Source organism: Mucilaginibacter sp. P5_A6 (assembly GCF_056400585.1).
Map to the genome: position 1 here is coordinate 185,982 of NZ_JBFUKZ010000005.1, position 25,077 is coordinate 211,058.

Here is a 25,077-nt window from a genome sequence, read left to right on the forward strand (position 1 = left end):
GTGCAAATTGATTAGTAGTCAAAATATTAGCTTTTTGCCTTATGCATTCTGCTTTTAGCTTTTATATGATACCTGCGTAAAGTTTTTAACAGCTTTTATAAAAAATGCCAGGGCCCCACGTTTAAAGGGCCCTTAGCATCACATTAATTAACCAACTAAAAACTGTCTTATTTTACTTTTTCGATCCTTATGTTGTCAATAGCGGCTTCAAAGCTACTTACAGCCGTTATGCCGTTATTTACAAACATGAAATTAATACCTCCTGAACCACTACCCAGCAACTTTGATAACGAAGGAGCAGAATCGCCTGTACCATCTAAATTATTGGCCTTTGTTTTAAAGCTCGACAATGGTATTGTTACTGTTAGCCAACCATTTGTAGTAAAGTTGGTAACCGTTCCATCGGTATTTTTCCACGGGTTATAAACAGCCAGGTAAGTCCAATCATAATCTTTTACAATATAGATTGATCCGCCTGACCATGCTTTTGTAACAGATATTTCAAACTTAAGTGCATAAGTATCAAGGCTGCTGCTCAAATTTGCTGATGATACCCATTGGGCAGAATTTGTATTGATACTGCGGTTGCCATTCCACCAGCCAAGATCACTGGCGCCAACGGCAGATGCCGACATAACACCATATGTACCCCTGTTACCCGGATAAGCGGTTGAACTGTTTGACGACCCTGCACCCCATGCAAAATTGTTAACATTATCATAGTTTAACAGTACTCCCGTTATAAAATCGTTAAATAATAAAACTGATGTACCTGTGCCATAACGGTTAACTACCTTGATAGTCCCCCCCGTTGTAACCCCGCTGGGTACAGTTACGGTTAATGTAGTACCGGAGGTATTGCTTACTATGCCCGATGATGCTGCTACTCCGCCTGGGAAAACAACTTTATCAATATAAAAGAAATTATTACCATAAATAGTAACGCTTGTTCCTGCTACTGCACTTTCATTACTCATTGCCGAAATAATTGGAGGAGGCGGAACTATAGGGAATTTAAAAACTACATCTCCTGATGTTGTTACTACCTCAATGGTATTCAGCTTAGCCTGATCAAGCGAAGCAAATGGCATATCTGCAGGTATTTGTACAACCATTGTTGTATCAGAAAAAAGCGCAGCATTAAATGTGGCCTGATAACCGTTAAAATAAATGGCTTTTGTATAAGCCAGGTTGGTACCGCGTATAACCACATATTGGCCGGGACCGGCTACATGTAGGGTGCTGTCATTAGGTTTTGGTGAAATGGCTCTTAATCCCTTAATGGTTGGAGCTCCTTTATCTTTACCTGCACCCGAACTGCTTTCTTTTTTACAGGCAACCTGTAACAAGGTTGCTGTAACCAAAATAAGAAAAACCAGCTTTTTGGTGATATTTATATATATCTGATTCATAATTACATTAATTGATAGTGTAAACAATAATTTATTTCAACAAGCTAAAGTCAAACGCAACGGCCGGATCAGCTAAGCCCGGCGATTTTACCATTTCGCTTTCAGGGAAAGGCAGGTAAATAGTTTGAGCAGTTGCAGGCCAATAAGCGCTGGAATAAGTAACTGTGTACGTTCTGGGATTGTTGGTACCGGTGTTATACTTGATGGTATAACTCCCTTTGTCCTGCTTGGCAATCATATCAAGGGCTTTAGTAGGGTTGTAATAATACACCCTTTGGTACTCGCCCCAGTTTACACCTTCCATAGCAAATTCAATCCTTTTTTCCTGGAAAATATCATCAAAAGTAATTGATGTTTTTGTTGATAAACCTGCACGTGTACGCACCTTATTAAAGTATGTAATCGCATCGCTGTTATTTGTTGAAGCCGCATCGCCCAAAATAGTTTCGGCATAAATTAAGTACACTTCGGCCAGGCGCATCATATAGGTATTAATATTCGCGCCCATTTCAACCCCTTTACCGCCATTATCGGCCGCTGAACCAATAATGTATTTTTTTACGTTGGCGATACTGTTTGATGAGTATTTATACCCGCCGTCCTTTTGGTCTATCTCGGGATAAGAATCACCATCGAACATAAATGTGGCTTTTCTTCGCAGTGAATCTTCCGGATGTGCTATATAATATTTAATCAGATCGGCAGAAGCACCATGTGCTGCTCCCCAGCCATCCCAGCTCCCGGTGATAGTACCATCCTTGGCCATATATGCCTGAAAACTGTTATTAGTACCCCAAACAGCGGTAGACGGGACCCATTGCAGTGAGAAAAGGCTCTCGGGGTTATTATTACCACCGCTATTGTTAGCGCTTTTAAATAAATCCCCATAGTTGGCCTGGAGTGTATAAGGCCCGTTGTGGATAACATCGGCAGCATAAAATTTTGCGCTATCCAGGTCAGTTTGATTGCGTGAACCACCTGAAGAATTTACCCCGGCACGGTTGAGGTACATTTTGGCAAGCATACCTTCGGCACTATACTTTGTTAACCTGCCATTTTGCGGCGCCACAGTGGGCAGATACTTAACTGCATATGCAAAATCCTTGATAATGAATTTCCATACATCGGCAATATTATTGCGTTTAATATTCCGGTCTTCAAGCTGCGCAACGTTATCATAAATAATTGGAACCGGCCCCCAGTTTTTTACCAGGTATGAATAAGCCAGGCCCCGCATAAACCTTGCTTCGGCTATGGCTGCGTTTTTATCTGCATCGGCAACGCCGGTTGCATACGTTTTTACATTGGTTATCAGCGTATTGGCCTGTGCAATTGTTTTATAAAATGCTTTATAAGCGGTAAGCAAGGTATTTACATCTGTACTTGGTACAGCAAACTTATAAAATGGTGCATAATCGTTTGTTTGCATATCGCCGCCACGTGCGTCGCCTATACCAATGGATCCTTTATCATTATACTCAAACCAAACAATATTGTACAGCGGCGCTGTGGCCGCCAGCAACTGATCGGCTGATTTGTAAAATGTACCTGCTGTAAGCTTATCCTGGGGGGCCTGGTTGGTAAAGTCTTTTTTGCAGCTCTGTATTGAAGCAAGAGCGGCAATAGTTATGAGTGTTTTAAGAAAATTTTTCATCTTGAAATTTTTATCGGTTAAAAATCGGCCAGTAAATTGAACGAATACATCCTTGTGTTTGGATAACGTCCGTCATCAACGCCATACATCAATGGACCGTTTTGACCTACTTCCGGATCTAACCCTTTATAACCGGTTATAGTAAACGCATTTTGCACATTAACCGAAACCTTCAGTCCTTTTATAAAGCCCACTTTTGTAAGTGCTTTATGCGGTATATTGTACGATAAGGAAATGTTTTTACACCTTAAATATGATCCGTCTTCAATATACCATTGACTTGCACGGGCATTACCATTAGGGTCGCCGGGAGCAATACGGGCAATTTGATATCCCGGGTTGGTTAATACGGCTGTTGTGAGGGATGCATCTGCATTGCTTGGTCGCGCAAAATTGGCTACAGACCTGTAAAGGTTGCTATATACGGCAGTACCCCCGGTTTGTTCGTTTCTAAAACGCATGTAATTTAAAACCTGGTTACCATAGCTGGCATATAAGAATATATTCAGATCGAAATTTTTGTACGAAAAAGAGTTATTTAACCCCGCTGTAAATTTAGGCCATGGATTGCCTATTACTGTACGGTCTTTTTCATCAATTACGCCATCGTTATTTAAATCTTTGAATTTAATATCACCTACCCAGGTACCGGTACTTGGATTAATGGTCATAACGCCGCTTGTAGATGTTTGTACCGCGTGATTTTGAATATCCGCGATATCTTTAAAGATCCCTTCGGCTATATACCCTGTAAACATCGCTGCCGGCTGCCCCACCTGCGACAAAGTAGCAAAGGATGAAGTTTTATAGATGGTATTGATGGGTGTGTTCTGATCTAAATGGGTTATTTTATTCCTGTCTAAAGAGAAATTCGCACTTGTTTTCCAGGCAAATGGCTTGTTTACATTAACGGTGTTTATGGTAATACCAAAACCTTTATCCTGCATTTTACCAACATTGGTATAAGGCCATTGCATTGAACCTACATCCCAGTTAACAGCTCCTCCTAAATAAATAGAATGGTCGTTTTTTATAAGCAGGTCAGACATTTCTTTTTTGTAGAAATCTGCAATAACCTCTACCCGGTTATTAAACATGCTCAGATCAAAACCCAGGTTATAAGTTTTATCTTTTTCCCAGTGCAGATTTGTGTTTGAAAACACATCAGGTAAAAACCCGGTGCCACCGCCAAAAGGAGTTGGTATTGCTGTTAATGTAGCGTAATAACCGCCTGCGTTTTCGTTACCCGAGATTCCGTACTCTGCCCTTAGCTTCAAATCGTTAATAAACTCAATTTTATGCATGAACTTTTCCTGGGTTATTCTCCACGCTGCCGATACAGAAGGAAAATATCCCCATTTATAATTCGGTCCGAAATTAGATGAGGCATCGCCCCTGTAAGTACCCTGCAGTATGTACTTATCATCAAACACATAATTAACCCTGCCAAAATATGACTCTTTGGTTGATGCGCCCTTTGAGCTGCTGTTAATCTCGTTAACGGTGCTTCCGGCACTTAATTCGGTAATGGTATTTACTAAATAGCCGTTTCTTTGGCCAAATAATGACTCGTAACCGTTTTTCTGGGCCTCGTGGCCAGCCATTATTTTAAAATAGTGTTTTTTGATTTTGGTATCGTACTGCAACCTCTCATTAACGCCCCACCAGTAACTTTGTCCCCTGGTTCTGGTTGATACTGTAGTGGTATTGTTGTAGCCACCAAAAGTATAGGATGGATTAAAAACGTATTGATTATAATTTTGAACATAAGTATTGGTTTCTGTATGGAAAACCAATCCCTTTAAAATATTAATATCCACATACCCGCCGCCGTTAAATGTAATGTTTTGGTTATGATTGTCATTTACCGAAGCTAAAGCCACAGGATTGGTATACTGGAATTGTGTATTTACAGGCCCACCCCAGCTACCATCGGGATTTTTAACCGGGATACTCGGATTTTGCCCGATAGCAATATTTAAAATATCGGAGTTTGAAGTATTAACAATTTCTTTGGACTGGCTTACATTTAAATTGGTACCAATTTTTAACCACGAGCGTGTTTGGTTATCGAGGTTTAAACGTACCGAATTACGGGTAAATCCAGAGCCGACAGCAACCCCATTCTGGCTGAAGTGTTCGCCCGAAAAATAAAATGTTGTTTTCTCGTTACCGCCGCTTAATGAAAGCTGCTGTTTTTGCAACAGCGTTCTACGAAACAATTCTTTTTGCCAATTTGTGCCATTACCCAATACCGATGGATCTGCAAATTCGGGCTGTGATGCAGCTGCGCCTGCGGCAGCATATGCATTGCGATAGGTAGCCCACTCTCTTAAGTTCATTACATCGGCAAACTTTGGCAGGTCCTGTAGGGTAAACAGGCTGTTAAAATTAATTTTGGTTTCGCCGGCTTTACCTCTTTTGGTAGTAACCATAATAACGCCATTGGCGCCCGCTGCTCCATATATTGATGTGGCAGAAGGGCCTTGCAAAACATTCAGGGTTTCAATATCATCCGGGTTAAGGCTCGACAGGTAATTTGCACCAACACCGGCGCCCGAAGTTTGATCGGCCGGTTTAAACTGTACTCCGTCTATAACATACAAAGGCTGGTTTGAGCCGGTAAGCGAATTTAAGCCCCTGATAATAACCGTGGGAGCGGCACCGGGCTGACCGCTGTTTGCCGTAACGTTAACGTTTGCAGCGCGGCCCTGTAAGGCCTGGTCAAAGGTAGTATTAACCGTTTTGGTGATATCGGCAGCGGTTATTGTTACCTGCGAACTGCTTAAATCGGTCTTTTTCATTTTACCGTAGCCCACAACAATAACCTCATCAAGCGCTTTATTGCCTGGCAATAGCTTAACATTAATTGTGTTGTTTTGCTTAACGGATATTTGTTGCGTGGTAAAGCCCAGGTAACTAAACACCAACACATCACCGGCTTTTGCATTGATTGTATAACTACCATCAATACCCGATAAGGTACCTGTTGCTGTATTCTTTATTTTAACGGTTACGCCAGGTAGTGGCTCAGAATCGTCGGCATTGGTTATTTTTCCGCTAACCTTTATGGTTTGCGCATAGCCTGAAAGGCACAGCAGCAGCATTGCCATAAATAGCGAAACACTACATCTTAATTTTTTTCGTAAATTTTTTTCCATGTTAATATTGGTTCATAATTGATTAATAATTGGTGGTTTGATGGGGGCTATTCAGTTTTGATGTTCATTCATAATTTACTGGCTTCGTTAATAATTGGTGATTTGAAATTTAATTAGGGGTATGTGAATTTTAATTAAGGGTTGAAATTTTATATAAACTAATTCCGCAATCGATTGCAAAATATCGGCTAGCAGATAGCTTAATACAATATGTAAGTAACGTTTCCATCAAAACAAGAAAATTTTTATCCCGCATTCAGCGGGCATAAGTTTACAATTGGTTAAAAAGTGTACGCACAATGATCGGGACCATTGTATAAGACACATTTATGAGAGATGAAGGTAGAAATGAAGATTTTACAAGGGTGTAACATTTGTAATTATTGATGTAACAAATGTTTACATACAAATCAAGAAGCTGATTATCAATATATTATATTAAACAATACGAATTTTAAAAACATTTAGGCCTGTATTGATGTCAATTTGAGGCCTTTCAAGCAAATAATCTTTAATATGTAATTGGAATAAATTCAGGAAACATCAATTTTTTCCTGGCCCGGCTTACGTTTTTGGAGAACAAACTCCGATGGAAGCATGTTAAACTCGTCCTTAAATGATTTTGCAAAATATTGAGGTGTGTTAAAACCAACCTCGTACGATACTTCTGCAATGTTCATCTGGCTATGTTCTAATAAATGAGCGGCTTTTCTTAATCTTAACGATCTGATATATTCAACCGGAGATTTGCCGGTAATCATTAATAGCTTTTTATAAAGTGTATTACGGTTCATTCCCATATGTTTACTCAGTTCATTAACTGAAAGGGAAGGGTTAAGCAGGTTTTGTTCGATGAAATTTATAACATCTTTTACAAATACTTCGTCGGTGGAGAGTATAGCCGGTTCATTTATCTGAAAATCTAATTGCCGGATATACGTTTTTTTAAATGTAGCCTGTAACCTGAGCAGGTTTTTGATTTTAGAAATGAGTATTTCGAAATTGAAAGGTTTGGTCATATAATCATTTGCACCAATTTCCAAACCTTTTAATTCCTCCTCTTCACTTATTAACGCGGTAAGTAAAATTATGGGGATATGTGATGTACGGCTATCGCTTTTAATTTTGCGGCAAAGGTCTCTCCCATTCATTTCGGGCATACTGATATCACTTACCATAATATCAGGGTGTAAAGCCAGTGCCTTTTGCCAGCCTTCCTTACCATTTAATGCCTCTATAATATGAAAAGTATCCTTAAGATTATCTTTGAGATAGAAGCGAAAATCGTCATTATCTTCAACTATCAATACGGTTTGTTTTGAACTACCCTCGGATGGGTTTTTGTTACTACTTTTATTTCCCTGAACAGCACTTTCCACCAGGTGCGTATCATCCAATGGTGTTTCGGCGCTTAAATCACCGCTTGCCATCATCGGTAAATGAATAATAAAACTACTGCCACGCTCAGGCTCGCTCTCTACAAAAATTTTGCCCTGGTGCATGTTAACAAATTCTTTGGTGATAGATAAGCCAATGCCACTTCCCTGGTTAAGCATAGAGCCGGGGAGGTCATTCTGGAAAAAACGGTCGAAGATCCGAGCCAGTTTATCCTTGCCAATCCCTATGCCTGTATCCATTACCTTAATTTCCAATAACTTCAATGGATGAGCCGATTTTTCTTCAACTAAGCTAAGTAGTACACTTACATGCCCGCCTGACGGGGTAAATTTAAATGCGTTTGAAAGTAGGTTAAACAATATCCTTTCTATTTTATCATGATCGAAACTCGTTTTCAGCGTCTCTATCTCCGTATCAAACACATAGCCAATTCTTTTTTCATCTGCTATATCTGTAAATGATAGCGAGATCTCTTTAATAAATTTAACGATGTCTCCCGGTTTAGAATGCAGCTTCAATTCATGTACTTCCATTTTACGGAAGTCGAGCAGTTGATTTACCAGGTTTAACAAGCGCCTGGCATTTTTCTTCACCATGTTTAATTGTTGCTTTTGATCAGCATCCGCCGTATGATGGAGCATTTTATCAACCGGCGCCATGATCAACGATAGCGGTGTTCTGAATTCGTGGCTTACATTGGTCAGGAACTTGGTTTTCAGCTTGTCAATTTCCTGCATGCGTTCAAGCTCCTGCCTTTCGCGCTCAATCATGCTTTTTATTTCATTCTTCTCCTGCTCGGCAGTAAACTCTCTCCTGATTTTTTGAATTCCGCGACGACGGATGAGAAAAAGTACCCCAACAATCAGTAGTGTATAAATCAAATACGCCAGCGGCGATTTCCAGAACGGAGGCTTTACTTTTATCTTCAGGGTGATGTAATCGGGGTTCCATACCCCATCCGCGTTTGAAACCAGCACTTTAAATATATAGTCTCCGCCATCAAGGTTGGTATAGGTTGCCTTGCGTGTTGCCGCGGTAAGCCAGCCTTTATCAAAGCCCTCCAGCATGTACTTATATTTCACCTTGTTGGGATTAAAAAAGTTGAGTGCAGCAAACTCAATAGTAAAAACGTTTTCGCTGTGGTTAAGCGTTATAGATTTGGTTACCGAAATAGCCTTGCTCAAAATAACATGGCCATTAACTGTATCATTTGCCGATACATTTTTATTAAACAGCTGAAAATTGGTAAAAACCAGCTTCGGCTTATTTACGTTGGACTGAATGTTCTGCGGATTAAATATATTAAACCCGTGCCCTCCGCCAAAAACCATTTCGCCTTTACTGGTTTTTAATGCGGCATTTACATTAAACTCCCTTGCCTGCAAGCCATCAGTTTCATCAAAGTTTTTAAACTGAAAATTGTATTTGCCGCCGGCAGCTGATAAAGTAACGCGGCAAAGACCATTGGAAGTGCTTAGCCACATCCTTCCGTCATTATCTTCGAGGATATTTAAAATCAAATTGTCGGGCAATCCATTTTCTTTTACAAGCGAGGTAAACCTGCCTGTTTTAAAATTTAATATACTCACACCATCTTTGGTAGCTATCCACATCAATCCCCGGCTATCCTGTGTAATGCTGTTTACATTATCGGCTAAAAGGCTGTTGGGCACCCGGGTATTACGCACATAATGCATGATTTTTTTGGTGTGGTTGATAATTACATTTACACCCGCGTATCCCCCAACCCAAATATTACCATCCTTATCCTCACAAATGGAAGAAACATATGGCGATTGTATTTCGCTTAGCTTAAAGGGGTGGTAAAATATTTTTTTCGATTGATCAAAAAGATCCAAACCACCGGCAAATGTACCTACCCATAAGCGATGCGATGAGTCTTCCATTATACTCCAGATCCTGTCGTCGGCTACGCTGGTGGCAATCTTATCATTGTGCCGGTAATGGGTAAAGGTTTTTCCGTCAAAACAATCAAGCCCCCCGAAGTAAGTACCTATCCACAATTTCTGGTCGTGATCGATACATAAGCTTACAATGATATCATTACACAAGCTATTACTGTTATTAGGATCGTATTTATATTGAGTATATTTCCCGGTTTTACGATTAAAATATATTAAGCCACCACCGTTTGTTCCTATCCATAAATTGCCGTTTTTATCTTCTGCAAATTTGTCTACATCCTCAAAACTCAAACTATTCGGATCTGACGCGAAATGCCTGTACAACGGAAACCTGATAATATTTTTATGATAGTAGCTTATCCCTTCTTTAAAAGTTCCGGCCCACATAATACCCGAATAATCTTTATACAGTATTACGCTGTTTTGTTTAAGCGATTTGGCATCATCCTCCCGGTTTAATAAATAAGTGATCTTAAAATCTTTTTTATCCAATACACTTATTCCACCATGATCTGTAGCTATCCATATTAAACCGTCATCGGCCTGAACTATAGTATTGACAATATTTGACTTTAATTTTGACGGCGCTGTATCCTTATCTAAATGCTTAATTGCCTTGGTTACCGGGTTAAAATAATAAACCCCCAGGTTAACGGAGGATGCGTAGAACCACAACTCATTATCGCGGTCAATTGTTAATGAATACTTTCTTATTTTACCATCAACCGCCTTACTTAAAACATTTGTGCGATAGGTAATTTTATCCAGTTTACTATCCAGCATTTCTATGAAACCATCCTGGTGAACAAACCAAATGTTGTTCCTGGTATCAACCGCCATGTCAACCACATAAGGAGAATGCAAAGAGGAGGCGGAGTTTACCAAATAGCCGTAATGATGGGTTTGCCTGTTTTGGGCGTTATATTTGTACACACCTGAAGTTCTGTGTACAAACCAGTAATTTCCTGTATTGTCTTTTTTTATTTTGGTGATATCGTATTCCGGCAGTTTCCATTCCCTTAGCACATTATACACAGCACCTCTAAACTGTTCGTTTACAGGATCATATATACAAAATCCACCACGGGTTTCAAGCCAAAATTTCTGCCCTGGCCCCTCAAAAATATTTACAATGTAATCATCAACAAGAGAGTTTTTATTTTTTGAACTATGCTTAAATACTTTAAAGGTATAACCATCGTACCTGTTTAAACCCGACGAGGTACCAAACCACATAAACCCTTCCGAATCTTTGTAGACACAGTTAATTTGGTTATGTGATAGACCATCATTTATATCCAGGTGCGAAAACTGATATTTATTTTCCTGCGCTATAGAAGTAAAACATATAGCACAACCTAAAATTAAACCTATAAATATCTTTAAACGCATGAAATGGGGAGATCGGTCAATTGATTTATAACCTCTAAATTTACTTAACATTTAGGTGGGATGCAAATGTACACGCAGGGCTTTTAACTATAATACGAGTGGTAAAATTTCGCGAAACGGCGAAGGGGAAATGCGGTTTTAAAAGGTTGGTCATCCTGAACGGAGTGAAGGATCTATTCGCAGACTGTACAGGGCGAAGAAGCATGGCGAATAATAGATCCTTCACTCCGTTCAGGATGACAAAAAGGTTTTTTTTTTGCAAAAGGGGGCCCTTTGCTTAATTACTTTTACTTAAGTCCGTTGGGTAAAGCACTTACAGATGTCCATCCCCCATCAACAATTAAGCTCTGACCTGTGATATGCTTGGCCTCATCTGATACTAAAAACAAAGCTGTATTAGCTATATCCGAAACGTAAGCCGGACGCCCCATCGGGGTTATGTTCGACCAGATGCGTTCATAGTCGGCCTCCCCGGTAGTGCGTTCGGTTAGTGTTGCTCCCGGCGCTACCGTATTTACGTTGATCTTATATTGCGAAAGTTCGATCACCAGGTTTTTGGCCAGCATTTCTAAGGCAGCCTTGGTCATGGCGTAGGCTGCAAGGCTTTTAAGCGCCTGGTGACCAACAACCGACGAGGTAAACAGGATAGCCCCGCCATTATCCTGCTGCTTCATTTGTTTTGCCGCCGCCTGCGCCAGGAAAAATGAGCCGCCAAGATTTACATCCATTACCTTAGAAAATGATTCCTTGGTATAGGTAAAAAAATCACCATATAAAGTAATCCCTGCGTTGGCTATTACAATATCCAATCGTCCGTAAAGCTCAACCGCGGTATCAACCATCCTGTTTATAAAGGCAAGATCACCGGAATCTCCGGCCATAGCTAAACAATTACTGCCCTTGCTTTGGTTGATCAGGATTGCTGCATTATCAGCCAGCTCGGCTTCTATATCATTTAGGATCACTTTTGCTCCCTTTTCGGCAAGCATTCTGCATATCTCATAACCAATACCCTGGCCTGCTCCTGTTACTATGGCAACTTTATTGTTAAAACTCATCATATATAATTAATGGGAATCTCTTAATACCTTACCGCCAGATCCGCCGACTAAAAAATCCATGTCGGCCCCTAAATGCGCCTGCTGAACATGATCTATATAAAGCTTTACATACCCCCTGTCTGTAACCGGTGCGGGTGCTAAATACTGCTTCTTTCTTTCAGCAAATTCCGCTACACTTATATCAACGTTTAATAACCTGTTCGGAACGTCAAGCGTTATCATATCGCCGGTTTTAATCATGGCAAAACTGCCGCCGGTATGCGCTTCCGGAGATACATGTAATACAACAGTTCCAAAACCGGTTCCACTCATTCTGCCGTCGGATATGCGCACCATATCTTTAATACCTTTATCCAGTAACTTTTTAGGGATACCCATATTGCCAACTTCGGGCATGCCGGGATAGCCTTTTGGACCAACATTTTTTAATACCAACACACTGTTTTCGTCTACCTCTAATTCATCCGTATCAATACGTGCCTTAAAATCCTCAATATTTTCAAAAACAACCGCTTTACCGGTATGCTGCATTAAATGCGGACTTGCAGCCGATGGCTTAATAACCGCCCCGGCTTCGCATAAGTTACCCGTTAAAATGGCAAGCCCGGTAGCTGTATTAAAAGGGGCATCAACGGTAGTTATTACATCGCTATTGTAACCTGTTGCCTTGCTGTAATTGTCAGCAATGGTTTTTCCGTTTACGGTAATACAATCGCGGTGGAGAATGTTATCCAAAGCTTTTAATACAACCGGTAAGCCGCCTGCATAAAACAGGTCTTCCATAAAATATTTACCCGAAGGCTGAAGATTTGCTATCAGTGGAATATTTTTGGAGAGGTGATCGAAATCTTTCAATTCGAGTTCCACTCCCACTCTGCCGGCGATGGCTAACAGGTGGATCACAAAATTTGTTGAGCCTCCAATGGCAGCATTTACTTTTATGGCGTTCTCAAATGCATTCCTGGTTAATATATCCGATAGCTTCAGATCCTCTTTTACCATTTCAACTATACGTAAACCCGAGAGTTGGGCCAAAACCTTCCGTCGTGAATCCGCAGCAGGAATAGCGGCATTTCCCGGTAACGACAGCCCCAAAGATTCAACCATACAAGCCATTGATGACGCTGTACCCATTACCGCGCAATGCCCCTGGCTACGGCACATGGCCGATTCAATGGTTAACAATTCCTCTTCCATTATTTTGCCTGCACGTACATCATCATGGTATCGCCACACATCGCTGGTACCAATTTGGTTGCCCCTGTGGTTGCCGGTAAGCATTGGCCCGCCAGATACCACAATAGTGGGAATATTAACACTGCATGCCCCCATTACCAACGATGGCGTAGTTTTATCGCAACCACATAACAGCACCACCCCATCCAAAGGATTTGCCCTGATGGATTCTTCCACATCCATGCTGGCCAGGTTGCGGTACAGCATCGCGGTAGGTTTCATTAAGGTTTCGCCCAACGACATTACCGGAAATTCCACCGGGAAACCACCGGCTTCTAAAATACCCCGTTTAACCGATTCGGCAAGTTCACGAAAATGAGCATTACATGGGGTTAGTTCGCTCCAGGTATTACAAATTCCTATTACCGGTTTGTTCTCAAATTCATAATCAGGAATGCCCTGGTTTTTCATCCAGGCCCGGTATATAAAACCATCCTTGCCTTTACGGCCAAACCATGCCCTGCTTCTTAATTCTTTTTGCGCCATGCGTTTAATATTTATTGTTTTATACCTGCTAAACCAATGTATTGGCTTTTAGCTTTGTACATTCTGCCTTTTACTTTTATGGTTAAGTAGTTTCATCCATCAGGTAAAGGATAGATTCATAATTTTCAGAAACAGCTTTCGACATGGCCATTTCACAGGTTTTGGTTGAGGAATAATATCCCTCGTAGTTACCTTGTTTAACTTCCAGCGCCTCGGCCATGGTAGCAGAATCGGTCAGTTCGGGAAATAAAAAGCCCCGGTCTCCGGCCATTCCACAACATCCGCCGTGTTTAGGAACGGTTACTTCATCTGCAAAATGCTTAGCTAACTCCACAAACTTATTTACAGTTTTCATTTTCTCCAATGAGCAAACGGTGTGTACGGTTATGATGCCTTTTTTCTGCTTTATAGTAACAACAGGCTTAACATAATCATGAAAAAAATCTACGCTATCCAAAATTTTAAGCGTATCAAATTTAACCTGGTTACCCGGTGTAAGTACGCCCCTTATGTTATACAAGGTATAGGCACATGAGCTTACGTCAGTTACTATCGGTAGCTGTCCTTTGTTACTTGATAACCATAACCTTTGCACAATGTCGTTAGCGGTATATTCATATGCGTCCTTAAATCCTTTAGAAGAATATATCTGGCTGCAGCAACTCCCGCTTAAATTTTCCATTACACGCACCTTAACGCCCGATTTTGCGCACACGCTCAAAAAGGTGTCTATAATATTCTTTTCTTTCCCCTTGTAAGTACCCAACATTCTTGAGATACAGGCCGGAAAATATACAATAGAATTACCTGTATACACATTACCAACATTATCCGCTGATTTAAAGGATAAACGAGGTGGGTAAGTGAGCTGATCTGTCCATAAGGGCATTGCCGGCACAATTCGCTTCCCTAATTTGGTGAACTTATACATCGCCTTGTTACCAAAAACCTTATTTAGGGCAAAACCGGCTTTTATCCCGGCACGGATTCCCCACTCTGCCGTTTTAAAGTTTTTAGCCACAAACAACGCCACGCTGTTTTGAAAGGCAGAATGATTTTCTCTTCGTAAACGTTTTACCAGGTCGCCGGTATTAATATCAACCGGGCAGGCTGTAGCGCAAAGACCATCTACGGCACAGGTTTCCAAACCATCATATTGATACTGATCAAGCAGGAGCTTATATTCCTGCTCATTGCCTGCCTTTTGCAACTTCTTTAGCACCCTCCTGATCACAATACGCCGCCTTGGCGTAGTAGTTAAATTACGGCTCGGGCATTTATGTTCACAATACCCGCATTCAATACATTTATCAACTTCTGCTTCTACAGATGGCAGTTCTTTCAAATGCTTCAGGTGCGCTTCAGCATCGTCGTTAATGATCACTCCCGGGTTTAGGAGCCTGTTTGGGTCGATAGCCTGCTTTATTACTTTCATAATATCGTAAGCTTCGCCACCCCATTCTGTTTCAACAAACGGCGCCATATTGCGCCCGGTACCATGCTCGGCCTTTAAGCTGCCGTTGTATTTGTCTACCACTAAAGCCACAACTTCCCGTAAAAACAAATCGTACCTTTTTACCTCTCCGGGCGTATCAAATGATTGTGTAACTACAAAATGAATATTGCCATCCTTTGCATGCCCAAAAATGATAGCATTGTTGTAATTGTATTTTACAAACAGGTCCTGCAAATCTAAAATAGCATCGCCCAGTTTACCCACCGGGAAAGTAAGGTCTTCTAAAATTACGGTTGTTCCGCTTGCGCGTACTGCTCCCACAGCCGGGAAAAGCCCTTTTCTAACTTTCCATAAAAAATCCTGCTCAGCAGGCTCACTCGTAAAAACAGGGGCATTGAGTAATGACAACTGCGCTATCGACTGTAAAAATCCATTAACCTTAGATTCCAGTTCCTCATAAGTATTTTCCTGGAACTCAATCAGCAAAGCGGCGGCAGCTGGCGGCAATTCCTTTACAATTGCAGGCATCCCAATCATATTCTCCACCGATTTTAACGATGCCCTGTCCATCAGTTCCACCATCAAAGCCCCGGCGTCGGTAAGCGGGATAATTGCCTGGCAAGCCGAATAGATATCGGGGAAATAAAGCAACGCGGTTGATTTGCATGGATAATCGGGAACGGTTTCCAATACCGCTTCAGCAATAAATGCCAGCGTACCTTCGGCCCCAATTAACAAATGCGCCAATATATCCAATGGGTGGGTATGATCAATAAAAGCATTTAACGAATAACCAACCGTATTTTTGGTTTGATATTTATCTCTGATCTTATGATACAAGGCCTCATTTGATTCAATACGAACCTTTAGATCTTTTAATAGCTGATAGAGCTCAATACATTCATTCTGAAACCGGGGATAGTCGTTTTTATCTTCGGTAATAAAAACTTTCCCATTGGGTAATACAAACCTGATGAATTTGGTGGTGTGATAGGAGTTGAGTTTAACGCCGCAACACATACCGCTGGCGTTGTTTGATAAAATACCCCCCATCATAGCCGCGCTGATACTTGAAGGATCGGGACCTATCTTTTTTTTGTGTTTTTTTAAGAAAGTATTAACCATTTGCCCGGTAATGCCAGGCTGCACCCGTACCAGGTTTCCGGATTCTTCAATCGTTATCTTATCCCAAAACTGGCTCAGGTCTACCAGGATACCATCTGTAATAGACTGGCCGGAAAGACTTGTACCCCCGGTACGAAAAACCAGCGGGATGTTATACTGATGAGAAAACTTAAATAAGGCAACAATTTCGTCCTCACCTATGGGTTGAACTACCGCCTTTGGCACTAAATAATAAAAGCCGGCATCTGATGCAAATGATACCAGGTCGATATAACGGGTTTTGATACGGGTAGCAGGCAGTATCCTGTTTAATTCTTCCTCAATCTTCATCACAATAATTAGGCGTGTAATTTATCCAATTATATGCTTTTAAACTCCATAAATGCGGCAGCCCCGGTTTATTGTTACTGTCGGTTCGCTTTAAGCGTCTAAATTTTTGGTCTGTAATTGAATATTCAAATGTATACATCAATGAGTACAGATAAAAACATAGTTTTTGCTGTTATGATACATTTATTACGTTTTAATTATGGCTCTACGACAGATTGTATCAGTAAGCCTTTTTAATATAGTCCGCAAAGCGGACGAATCATATTGTAACAACGGGTCGGGTCGACCTTGAACTGACATTAACCTTTAGTCGAAAGTCTTAAGTTCGAAGTCAAAAAAGAGCAAATCCGGCTTATAACTTAAGACTTAGTACTGTTGACTTAACAATAGTCCGCATAGCGGACGAATCGTATTGTAACCACGGGTTTTAACCCGTGGACGATAACTGCTCCTATTAACAGTTCCGTAGGAACGGCCCATTTATCGTTATATGTGCCGAACCTATGGTTCTCCGTTTTTCATCGCCCAGATTCAACGGGTTGAAACCCGTTGTTACAAAATGTTTCGGGGCTACGCCCCTGAGGAAATTTTACACTTCTAATGAAGCACATATCCAAGCGTCGAGTAACCACCAGGATAATCCTGAAAAAAAGAGGGATGACGTGCTGGCTTTAAACCAAGCAATCGGCTTTGCATGCTGGCATCGACTCACCCCGGCTACGCTTCGCTGGCCGACCCTCTCTCCGGCCGCGCCGCAAAGAGGGTGGAGCTCGTTTTTTTTATATATTTCTCTGCCCCTCTATGCGACGCAGTCGGAGAGAGGGGCAGACGTCCGTTAGCTAACGGATCGTCGGGGTGAGTCGACTCGCCGCCATGCTGAAACATCATTTCAGTTCAGCGAAATTTGCCACTCATGCTATAGATAACAAAATATACTTGATAATCAATAACTTAAAATAATGTCATTATAACGCACAAAGCGATCCCCTACCTACAGATTTGCTGTGAAAATCCGCTCTGCATGGTTATAAACGAGCCAACCCTTTATACAACTAACCCGGCAACATCATTAAGGTTACAGCATGTAAACGTGGTAATAATATTATTGGCCGATTGCTTAAGGTAATTAACAATTATAGCTTCCTCGGTATTGGTTTCATAATGTTTATTAAAGGGGATCTCCGCTTCGGGGATATTTTCAAAATCGGGATGGTTGTTTTTTTGCTTAACGAGGATATTTTTAAGCGCTACCGCCTGCCGGTTTTTTACACTTACGGTGTTGCTTACACCAAACAGCACTTCGGGTTTTGTTTCGAGGCCCAGGTTAAAAATATACTGTTCCATTTCTTCAAAATCAAGATTCTGGCAATTGATGTACAGGCAGCCATCTCTTATACCAACAACCTTACCACTATACCGGTGCCCTTCGGATACCGATTTTACAATCACCTGCCCGCTTTCGTGCTCCTTTAAAACAAAGGGGGTTTTAATTACATTTTTGCTGCCATCCGTTTTTTGATAGTACAAAAAATAATTACCCAAAAAATAGCTTTTAATAACCGATATAGACGACTTGCTTAAGCTAAGCCCTGCAACCGGCGCCTTGGCAAGGTTATGCCTGTAGGTGCTGGTACTTTTGCCCGTTTCTTTTTGCCAGGCATCCCAATTGTTGAAAGGCACCTGTAAAAAAACCAGCAGCGCGTTTACCTTAATATATTTTGCCTCGCCGCCGTTCCAGTAGCTTTGCAGGGTTTTACCGCTTATCCAGTTATAAACGCGGTATTCGCCCATATTGCCAAGGTACTTTATAAAATCATATACGTTTTGGCAACGCAGTGTTTCCAGCTGATTGTTAATCTGCTGACGGCCTATAATCAACCCCATTTCAACCAGGTCGGGATTGGCCTGTACTTCCAGGCTTATTTGTTTATTTATTACCCGGGCAACCAGGTTAAACTGGGTTCGTGTAAACTCTTCCCAGGTATTTTCCTTCCCTTTTATCTTTAATGCAGCTAAAACTTTAGGATGCTCGGCTATTGCTTTTTGTATTTTATGGGATAAATGCATGAAATAGGTGGTTCTTAATAAAATAGTCCCTGTTTTAAAGATCAGTTTTCAATATTTTTTTTGCAAATAATAATTAATACCTGCTACACTAAGTACCAAAATGGATTAATTACTTTATTGCCTTTTGACCAAAACACAGGTAAAATTTATGACTTAAAATTAGACTTAATTTTGACCAAATACAACCCACTGTAAATCAATTCAAAAAATTTATTTCAAAAAAATATTTTGACTTATATTTTTCCTCATTTGACTTGATGATATTTATAAAACAAACTAATACGGATAAATTTTAAATAAAATTTTTAATAATCTCCTAAATCCACACTATGAAACAAACCATACGCTTATTATTTGCTGTTTTAACCATGTGGCTTTGCTTAACAGCCCCTCCTATTGCCTCGGCACAAGACCGTACTGTTAAAGGCACCGTAAAAGATGGCCTGGGACAAACCATTGTTGGTGCGTCTGTTTTTATAAAGGGCACCAAACAGGGAACTGTTACCAATGCCGATGGTATGTTTTCTATCCAGGTTAATGGCAGCAATCAACAATTAGTTATATCCTATATAGGTTTTAAAACCTATACCGCTGATGTTGGCAGTAAAACCTTGCTTAACATAGTGATGGAAGAAACCAAAAGCCAGCTTAACGATGTAATTGTAGTTGGTTATGGTACGCAAAAAAAATCCAGCCTTACATCGGCCATCAGCTCCATCAGCAATAAGGATTTTAAAGACCAGCCCGTATCAAACCTTGCCCAGAGTATTGAAGGCAAAGTACCCGGAATTTTGGTAACCACGCCATCGGGCACACCAGGTGCCGGGTTATTGGTGAGCGTTCGCGGCGCCAGCAATCCTTTATATGTGGTCGACGGGATCCCCATGATCAGCGAAAGTAACTCCTCCCTTTCCACATCATACACAACCGATGGTACGGTGGTTGGCCAGGGCCAGAACATCAGTTCGATAGCCGATATTAACCCGGATGATATCGAATCCATACAGATTTTAAAAGATGCCTCGGCCGCCGCCATTTATGGAGCCAGGGCCGCCAATGGTGTTGTGCTGATAACCACAAAACACGGTAAAAACGGAAAAACGGAGTTTAGCTTTGATAGCTATACCGGCGTTCAGCATGTTGCGCATACCATTCCATTTTTAGATAGCAAGGGGTTTGTTGCTTTGGAAGAAGATGCCCGCAAACAGGACCTGAAACTTTACCAGGATGACCCTACCCAGTTTCCGGACGGATTTGACCCCGCGGTTTTAACCAATCCGCTGCCTGCTAACTGGAAAACAAAAGTAAATACCAACTGGCTCGACCAAATCCTGAAAACAGCCCCTATCAGTTCCATTCAACTATCAGCCCGCGGCGGCAGCGAAAAAACAAAGTTCTTTATCTCGGGCAATTACTTTGATCAGCAGGGTATTGTGATAGAGAATTACTACAAACGCGCATCCTTCCGTTTCAATCTTGATAATAAGGTGAGCGATAGGGTAACCATTGGTACAAATACCTCCTTTACCTACGGCAAAAACAGGCGTAGTTTTAATGATGACACTTACACCGGTATTGTAACCAATGCTTTAGGTGCATCGCCCTTAATGCCGGTTTATAATAAAGATGGCAGTTATTCAGATTACACCCAGTATGAAGCCAGCTGGTTAAGTGATAACCCGGTAAAATCAGCAAAAGAGATCCAGGCGTTCACCACCAATTACCGCTTTTTGGGTAGTGTTTTTACTGATATTGAAGTGCTTAAAAACCTGAAGTTCCGGGCATCGTTCAGTACCGATTATACCAGCCTTAACGACGACCAGTTTTTTGATGCCATTACCTCAGATGCCTCTGCTGTTGGGGGTAAAGCTATAAAAGGCAACTACTCCAATACCACCCTGATTAACGAAAACACCTTAACCTATCAAAATACATTTGCCGAAAAGCATAGCCTCAACCTGTTAGGTGGCTTTACAGCCCAATCAACCCGTACCGAAAACTCATCGATCAACGCGCAGGGTTTTCCAGAGGGAACCGGGCTTACCAACATCTCCAGTGCGTCAACCGTTACCGGGGCTACCGATCTGCATTCGGGTTGGGGCTTGCTTTCATTCCTGTTCAGGGCCAATTATGCTTATGATGATAAGTACCTGTTATCGGCCAGCGCCCGTTATGACGGCTCATCAAGATTCGACCCCAATAAACGCTGGGGATTATTCCCCGCGGTTTCTGCCGGCTGGGTAATCAGCAAAGAAAAATTCCTGAGCGACTCCAAATGGCTTACCAACCTTAAACTGAGGTTTAGCTACGGCTTAAGCGGCGACCAGGAGATAGGCGATTTTCAATACCAGAGCTATTATCAGCCATCCCGCTATGATGGTGTATCGGGCTTAAAACCACGAAACATCGGCAACCCCGATCTGACCTGGCAACGCAACAAAATGATTAACGCCGGTTTGGATTTTGAATTATTCGGCGGCAAAATAGGCGGCTCGTTAGAGGCATACAAAGGCAACCGTACCGAACTGTTAAGCGAGGCCCCGCTCCCGGCTACCTCTGGTTTTGCAACACAAACGATAAACGCGGGTAATATTCAGAATACCGGTGTCGAGTTTTCTGTAAACGCTTACCCTGTAAAAACCACAAACTTTACCTGGACAACCGCCTTTAATATAAGTTTTATTAAAAGCAAGATCCTCGCACTATCGTCAGATAACCAATTACTTTCTGCCTACAGCGATTTGTTTCCAACACATATCTTAAAGGTTGGCGAGGCAGTAGGCTCTTTTTATGGGTATAAATATTTAGGCGTCGATCCGCAAACAGGCAGTCCTAAATTCAGCGATGACCAGCAGGTATTGGGTAAAGCCACCCCTGATTATTTTGGCGGCTGGAGCAACAGTTTCAGGTATAATGATTTTGACCTTAATATTTCAACCCAGTTTAGTATTGGCAACAAAGTATATAACCTTATCCGCTCAACCTACCAAACCCTTGGCTGGAGCGATGGCGGTTATGACGACCAGTACCTTTACCAGGTATACGCCAACAATGCCACCATTGTGAACAAGCGCTGGGAAAAACCAGGCGATGTAACCGATATCCCAAGGGCATCTATGGTTTTCCAGAATTACGTGCAAAACTCATCGCAGTTTATTGAAAATGCCTCTTTTTTAAGGATCAGGACGGTAAACCTTGGTTATACCATCAAACCAAAAAGCAGCAAAGTCTTTTCATCCCTGCGGATTTATGTTGAGGCACAAAACCTTTGCACGTTTACCAAATACTATGGTTTTGATCCCGAGGTTAGCTCAAACGGCGGCAGCTCGCCCAGTACTGCCGGGGTTGATTATGCTGCCTATCCGCAGGCACGCACGGTTTTATTGGGTGTAAACTTTAAATTTTAATTCTACTATTATGCGAAAATATATAACAGTTGTTCTTCTCCTGGTTGCCATCATCCAATCTTCGTGCAAAAAGGTATTGGATGTTACATCGCCAAATGAAGTAGCCGATGGTACCGTATTTAAAAATGTAGCCGGTTTGCATAGTGCACGTATAGGCATGTACAGCACACTGCAAAACAAAAGCTACTATGGCGGCTATTACCCGCTGCTGGCCGAATGCTATTCGGACAACGGCACTACAGGTGGTTATGACGTGATTGACCTTACAGACATTGCTAACAAGGCTGTATCACCAAGTAATATTTACACATCGGCAATTTATATCCAGGTATATAACTCCATTTATGCAGCCAACAAGATCATCGAAAACGCAGACAAGGTTCCCGGGACTGATGCTACTGAGCTATCAAACATAAAAGGCGAAGCTTATTTTGTACGCAGCCTGGCCTTGTTTGATCTGCTGCGCATGTTTGGCGAGCACTGGGATAATACATCAGCCTATGGCATTTCAATAGTTACTTCTACAGCCAACCCGGCTACCCCCGTTAAGCGCAGCAGCGTTGCCGATTCATACAAACAAATAATAGCCGACGCACAACAAGCCGTTAAATTGCTAAACACGGATAACGGCAGCAAATATGCATCGCAAGCCGCTGCAAACGCGTTGTTGGCAAGGGTGTATTTATACCAGGGAAATAAAGCAGGTGCTGCTACAGCCGCTTCGCTGGTAATCAACAACAGCGCCTATGCGTTGTTACCGGCCGCCGATCTGAGCAAGATCTATACACAAAAAAACACATCCGAAAGTGTATTTGAACTGGTTTTCGATCAACAAAATAACAGCGCTTACAACGGACTTACCTATGTGCGTGATGATGCCTTAAGAACAGATGTGGCATTTTTAGCCGCCGAAGACCTGAACACCTTTTTCACCAGCCGCCCAACCGACGATCGCTCCAGCCTGGTTGATTTTGTAAATGTTGATCAAAGCATTCAACCCGACGGCCGGACCGGAAAATACCGGGGCGAAACCACCAAAGACAACTCGGCTTACGTTATCCGCCTGGCCGAGGTTTACCTTATCAGGGCCGAAGCTTTAGGCAGGGTTAACGGCCTGGCCGATCTGAACACTATTCGGCAGCACCGGGGCATGGCCAAACTAACCGCTGCCAATGTGCCCAGCGATGCAACCTACCTAAACGCTGTTTTAAACGAACGCCGTGCCGAGCTCAACTTTGAAGGCCACCGCCTTTTTGACCTGGCCCGCACCCAAAAAGTAGCCGAAGTTTTAGGTGATGAGGTAAACCCTGTACTGCCTATCCCGCAAAGCGAGATCAGTTCAACAGGCGGTGTGGTGGTACAAAACAAAGGATACTAATTCGCTAACCAGGAAATGCATAGTCCATTTATTCACCTGTTAAGAAAAGCCTTTTTTTCGTCCCTTAAGGAGGATGAAATTAGCCATGAGCAAATGGACGATAGCCGCCGAAAGTTTTTGCGCGATGCAGGTTTAATGGCTGGCGGCATGGCCTTGCTGCCGGCCTTTGCAGATGCCCTCACTTTAGGCGATACCCAGCATACCAGCATAGCCATAGTTGGTGCAGGTATGGCAGGTTTAAACGCGGCTTACCAGTTAAAAAAAATGGGTTTAAAAAGCACGGTATACGAAGCATCATCACGCACCGGCGGGCGGATGTTTACCATTAAAGATAAATTTGGCAAGGACATCACTACCGATCTGGGCGGCGAATTTGTTGATACAGACCATACCGAGATAATTCAGCTCGCAAATGAGTTAAATGTCGATTTTTATAATCTAAAACTCGATAAACTTGATCCAAAAACCTTTTTTTTTGAAGGAAAACACCTCAATGGCGAAGATCTTAAAAGAGCCATCCACCCGTTTGTCCGGCTGATAGAAAAAGATGTAAAATCATTACCCAGGCAAATAAATTTTACCACGGCAACCTCGTTTCAACACTTCGATAACCTTTCTATCTCCGAATACATAAACAGCATTGGCATAACAGGTTGGCTAAACAAATTGTTAAACGTAGTGCTCACAATGGAGTATGGCATGGAAACTTCGGAGCAATCTGCTATCAACTTCCTCATCATGTTTACCGAACCCATATCTGCCGAAAAAGAGTATGAATTGTTTGGTGATGAGCATGAGGTATTTAAAATAAAAGGCGGCAGTCAGCACTTAACCGATAAAATATACCAACAGGTAAATGACCGCGTTTTATTGGGGTATAAGCTTACCGCCATCAGCCAAACTAAAACAAAAAAATATCTACTCAGTTTTGATCAGAAAGGTATAATAAAAAGATTAACAGCTGATTATGTGATCATAACTATCCCATTCAGCATACTCCGAAAGATAAAATTTGATATACCCATGCCCCCTGAAAAACGAAAAAGCATTGATGAGTTAGGTTATGGCAACAGCGGCAAGTTTATTATGGGCGTAAACACTAAACCCTGGCGCAAAGCGGGTAAAGCCGGCTATACATTTACCGATCTTGAATTTGGCTGCGGATGGGACAGCAGCCAGATGCAGTCAGAAACAGAAGGCAGCTTTACCCTTTTTGGCGGCGGCCATATCATCAATACCCTTTGTAATGAAAAAAATGAGGTACTGGCAGCCCGGATAGTACCACAATTGGACAAAGTTTATCCTGGTGTACTAAAAGACTACAACGGTAAAACTGTTAAGTTTTGCTGGAGCCAACATCCATATACAATGGCCGGATACAGTACCTTTAAAAAGGGCCAGTGGAGCACTATTGCCGGTTGGGAAGCAATACCAGTAGGCAATATTTATTTTGCGGGCGAGCATGTAAGCCTTACCTGCCAGGGCTATATGAACGGTGCAGCCCAAACCGGCAGGATGGCTGCAGAAATGGTAGCCAAAGCAAGCAAAAGAAGCTTTAAAAATAAGCTGATTATGAAAGAAGTATAAAA

The 25,077-nt window shown here is 41.9% G+C and carries 11 protein-coding genes; 3 read left to right on the plus strand and 8 right to left on the minus strand.

All coding sequences use genetic code 11. The features are described from left to right. Positions 1-167: 167 nt before the first annotated feature. The 8 genes from AC1DO4_RS07450 to AC1DO4_RS07485 form a co-directional block, all read right to left on the minus strand. Positions 168-1,412: a glycan-binding surface protein gene (locus tag AC1DO4_RS07450; protein WP_477414394.1), complete on the minus strand. Its 1,245-nt coding sequence runs from the start codon at positions 1,410-1,412 to the stop codon at positions 168-170. A gap of 31 nt (positions 1,413-1,443) precedes the next feature. Next, positions 1,444-3,066: a RagB/SusD family nutrient uptake outer membrane protein gene (locus AC1DO4_RS07455; RefSeq protein WP_477414396.1), complete on the minus strand. Its 1,623-nt coding sequence runs from the start codon at positions 3,064-3,066 to the stop codon at positions 1,444-1,446. A 17-nt stretch (positions 3,067-3,083) separates the two neighbouring features. Then, positions 3,084-6,227, minus strand: a complete 3,144-nt coding sequence (locus AC1DO4_RS07460) for a SusC/RagA family TonB-linked outer membrane protein (protein WP_477414398.1) — start codon at positions 6,225-6,227, stop codon at positions 3,084-3,086. 533 nt (positions 6,228-6,760) lie between these two features. Next, on the minus strand, positions 6,761-10,942 hold the full coding sequence (locus AC1DO4_RS07465) for a hybrid sensor histidine kinase/response regulator transcription factor (protein WP_477414400.1): 4,182 nt from the start codon (positions 10,940-10,942) through the stop codon (positions 6,761-6,763). A 287-nt stretch (positions 10,943-11,229) separates the two neighbouring features. Further along, positions 11,230-12,003: an SDR family NAD(P)-dependent oxidoreductase gene (locus AC1DO4_RS07470; RefSeq protein ID WP_477414403.1), complete on the minus strand. Its 774-nt coding sequence runs from the start codon at positions 12,001-12,003 to the stop codon at positions 11,230-11,232. Positions 12,004-12,009: 6 nt separating this feature from the next. Continuing rightward, on the minus strand, positions 12,010-13,725 hold the full coding sequence (locus AC1DO4_RS07475) for an IlvD/Edd family dehydratase (protein WP_477414405.1): 1,716 nt from the start codon (positions 13,723-13,725) through the stop codon (positions 12,010-12,012). Positions 13,726-13,807: 82 nt separating this feature from the next. Then, entirely contained in the window at positions 13,808-16,636 is a 2,829-nt protein-coding gene (locus AC1DO4_RS07480; protein WP_477414407.1) for an FAD-binding and (Fe-S)-binding domain-containing protein, read from the minus strand. Positions 16,637-17,680: 1,044 nt separating this feature from the next. Beyond that, positions 17,681-18,703 carry a hypothetical protein gene (locus AC1DO4_RS07485; RefSeq protein WP_477414409.1) on the minus strand — a complete coding sequence of 341 codons (1,023 nt, stop codon included), beginning with the start codon at positions 18,701-18,703 and terminating at the stop codon, positions 17,681-17,683. Between the two features lie 329 nt (positions 18,704-19,032). On the opposite strand from AC1DO4_RS07485, the gene AC1DO4_RS07490 reads away from it, so the two are divergent. From AC1DO4_RS07490 to AC1DO4_RS07500, 3 genes are read left to right on the plus strand one after another with little or no spacing between them, the layout of a single operon-like run. Continuing rightward, positions 19,033-22,110 carry a SusC/RagA family TonB-linked outer membrane protein gene (locus tag AC1DO4_RS07490; RefSeq protein ID WP_477414411.1) on the plus strand — a complete coding sequence of 1,026 codons (3,078 nt, stop codon included), beginning with the start codon at positions 19,033-19,035 and terminating at the stop codon, positions 22,108-22,110. A 10-nt stretch (positions 22,111-22,120) separates the two neighbouring features. After that, positions 22,121-23,488, plus strand: coding sequence for a RagB/SusD family nutrient uptake outer membrane protein (locus tag AC1DO4_RS07495; protein WP_477414413.1), 1,368 nt, complete (start codon positions 22,121-22,123; stop codon positions 23,486-23,488). A gap of 15 nt (positions 23,489-23,503) precedes the next feature. Beyond that, the gene (locus AC1DO4_RS07500; protein ID WP_477414415.1) at positions 23,504-25,075 is read left to right on the plus strand and encodes a flavin monoamine oxidase family protein; all 1,572 of its coding nucleotides are present in this window, start codon (positions 23,504-23,506) and stop codon (positions 25,073-25,075) included. Positions 25,076-25,077: the final 2 nt, after the last annotated feature.

Bases quoted from the DNA above. Each gene is read 5' to 3' on its own strand.
- AC1DO4_RS07450 (WP_477414394.1), bottom strand. From the start codon at position 1,412: ATGAATCAGATATATATAAATATCACCAAAAAGCTGGTTTTTCTTATT.
- AC1DO4_RS07455 (WP_477414396.1), bottom strand. From the start codon at position 3,066: ATGAAAAATTTTCTTAAAACACTCATAACTATTGCCGCTCTTGCTTCA.
- AC1DO4_RS07460 (WP_477414398.1), bottom strand. From the start codon at position 6,227: ATGGAAAAAAATTTACGAAAAAAATTAAGATGTAGTGTTTCGCTATTT.
- AC1DO4_RS07465 (WP_477414400.1), bottom strand. From the start codon at position 10,942: ATGCGTTTAAAGATATTTATAGGTTTAATTTTAGGTTGTGCTATATGT.
- AC1DO4_RS07470 (WP_477414403.1), bottom strand. From the start codon at position 12,003: ATGATGAGTTTTAACAATAAAGTTGCCATAGTAACAGGAGCAGGCCAG.
- AC1DO4_RS07475 (WP_477414405.1), bottom strand. From the start codon at position 13,725: ATGGCGCAAAAAGAATTAAGAAGCAGGGCATGGTTTGGCCGTAAAGGC.
- AC1DO4_RS07480 (WP_477414407.1), bottom strand. From the start codon at position 16,636: ATGAAGATTGAGGAAGAATTAAACAGGATACTGCCTGCTACCCGTATC.
- AC1DO4_RS07485 (WP_477414409.1), bottom strand. From the start codon at position 18,703: ATGCATTTATCCCATAAAATACAAAAAGCAATAGCCGAGCATCCTAAA.
- AC1DO4_RS07490 (WP_477414411.1), top strand. From the start codon at position 19,033: ATGAAACAAACCATACGCTTATTATTTGCTGTTTTAACCATGTGGCTT.
- AC1DO4_RS07495 (WP_477414413.1), top strand. From the start codon at position 22,121: ATGCGAAAATATATAACAGTTGTTCTTCTCCTGGTTGCCATCATCCAA.
- AC1DO4_RS07500 (WP_477414415.1), top strand. From the start codon at position 23,504: ATGCATAGTCCATTTATTCACCTGTTAAGAAAAGCCTTTTTTTCGTCC.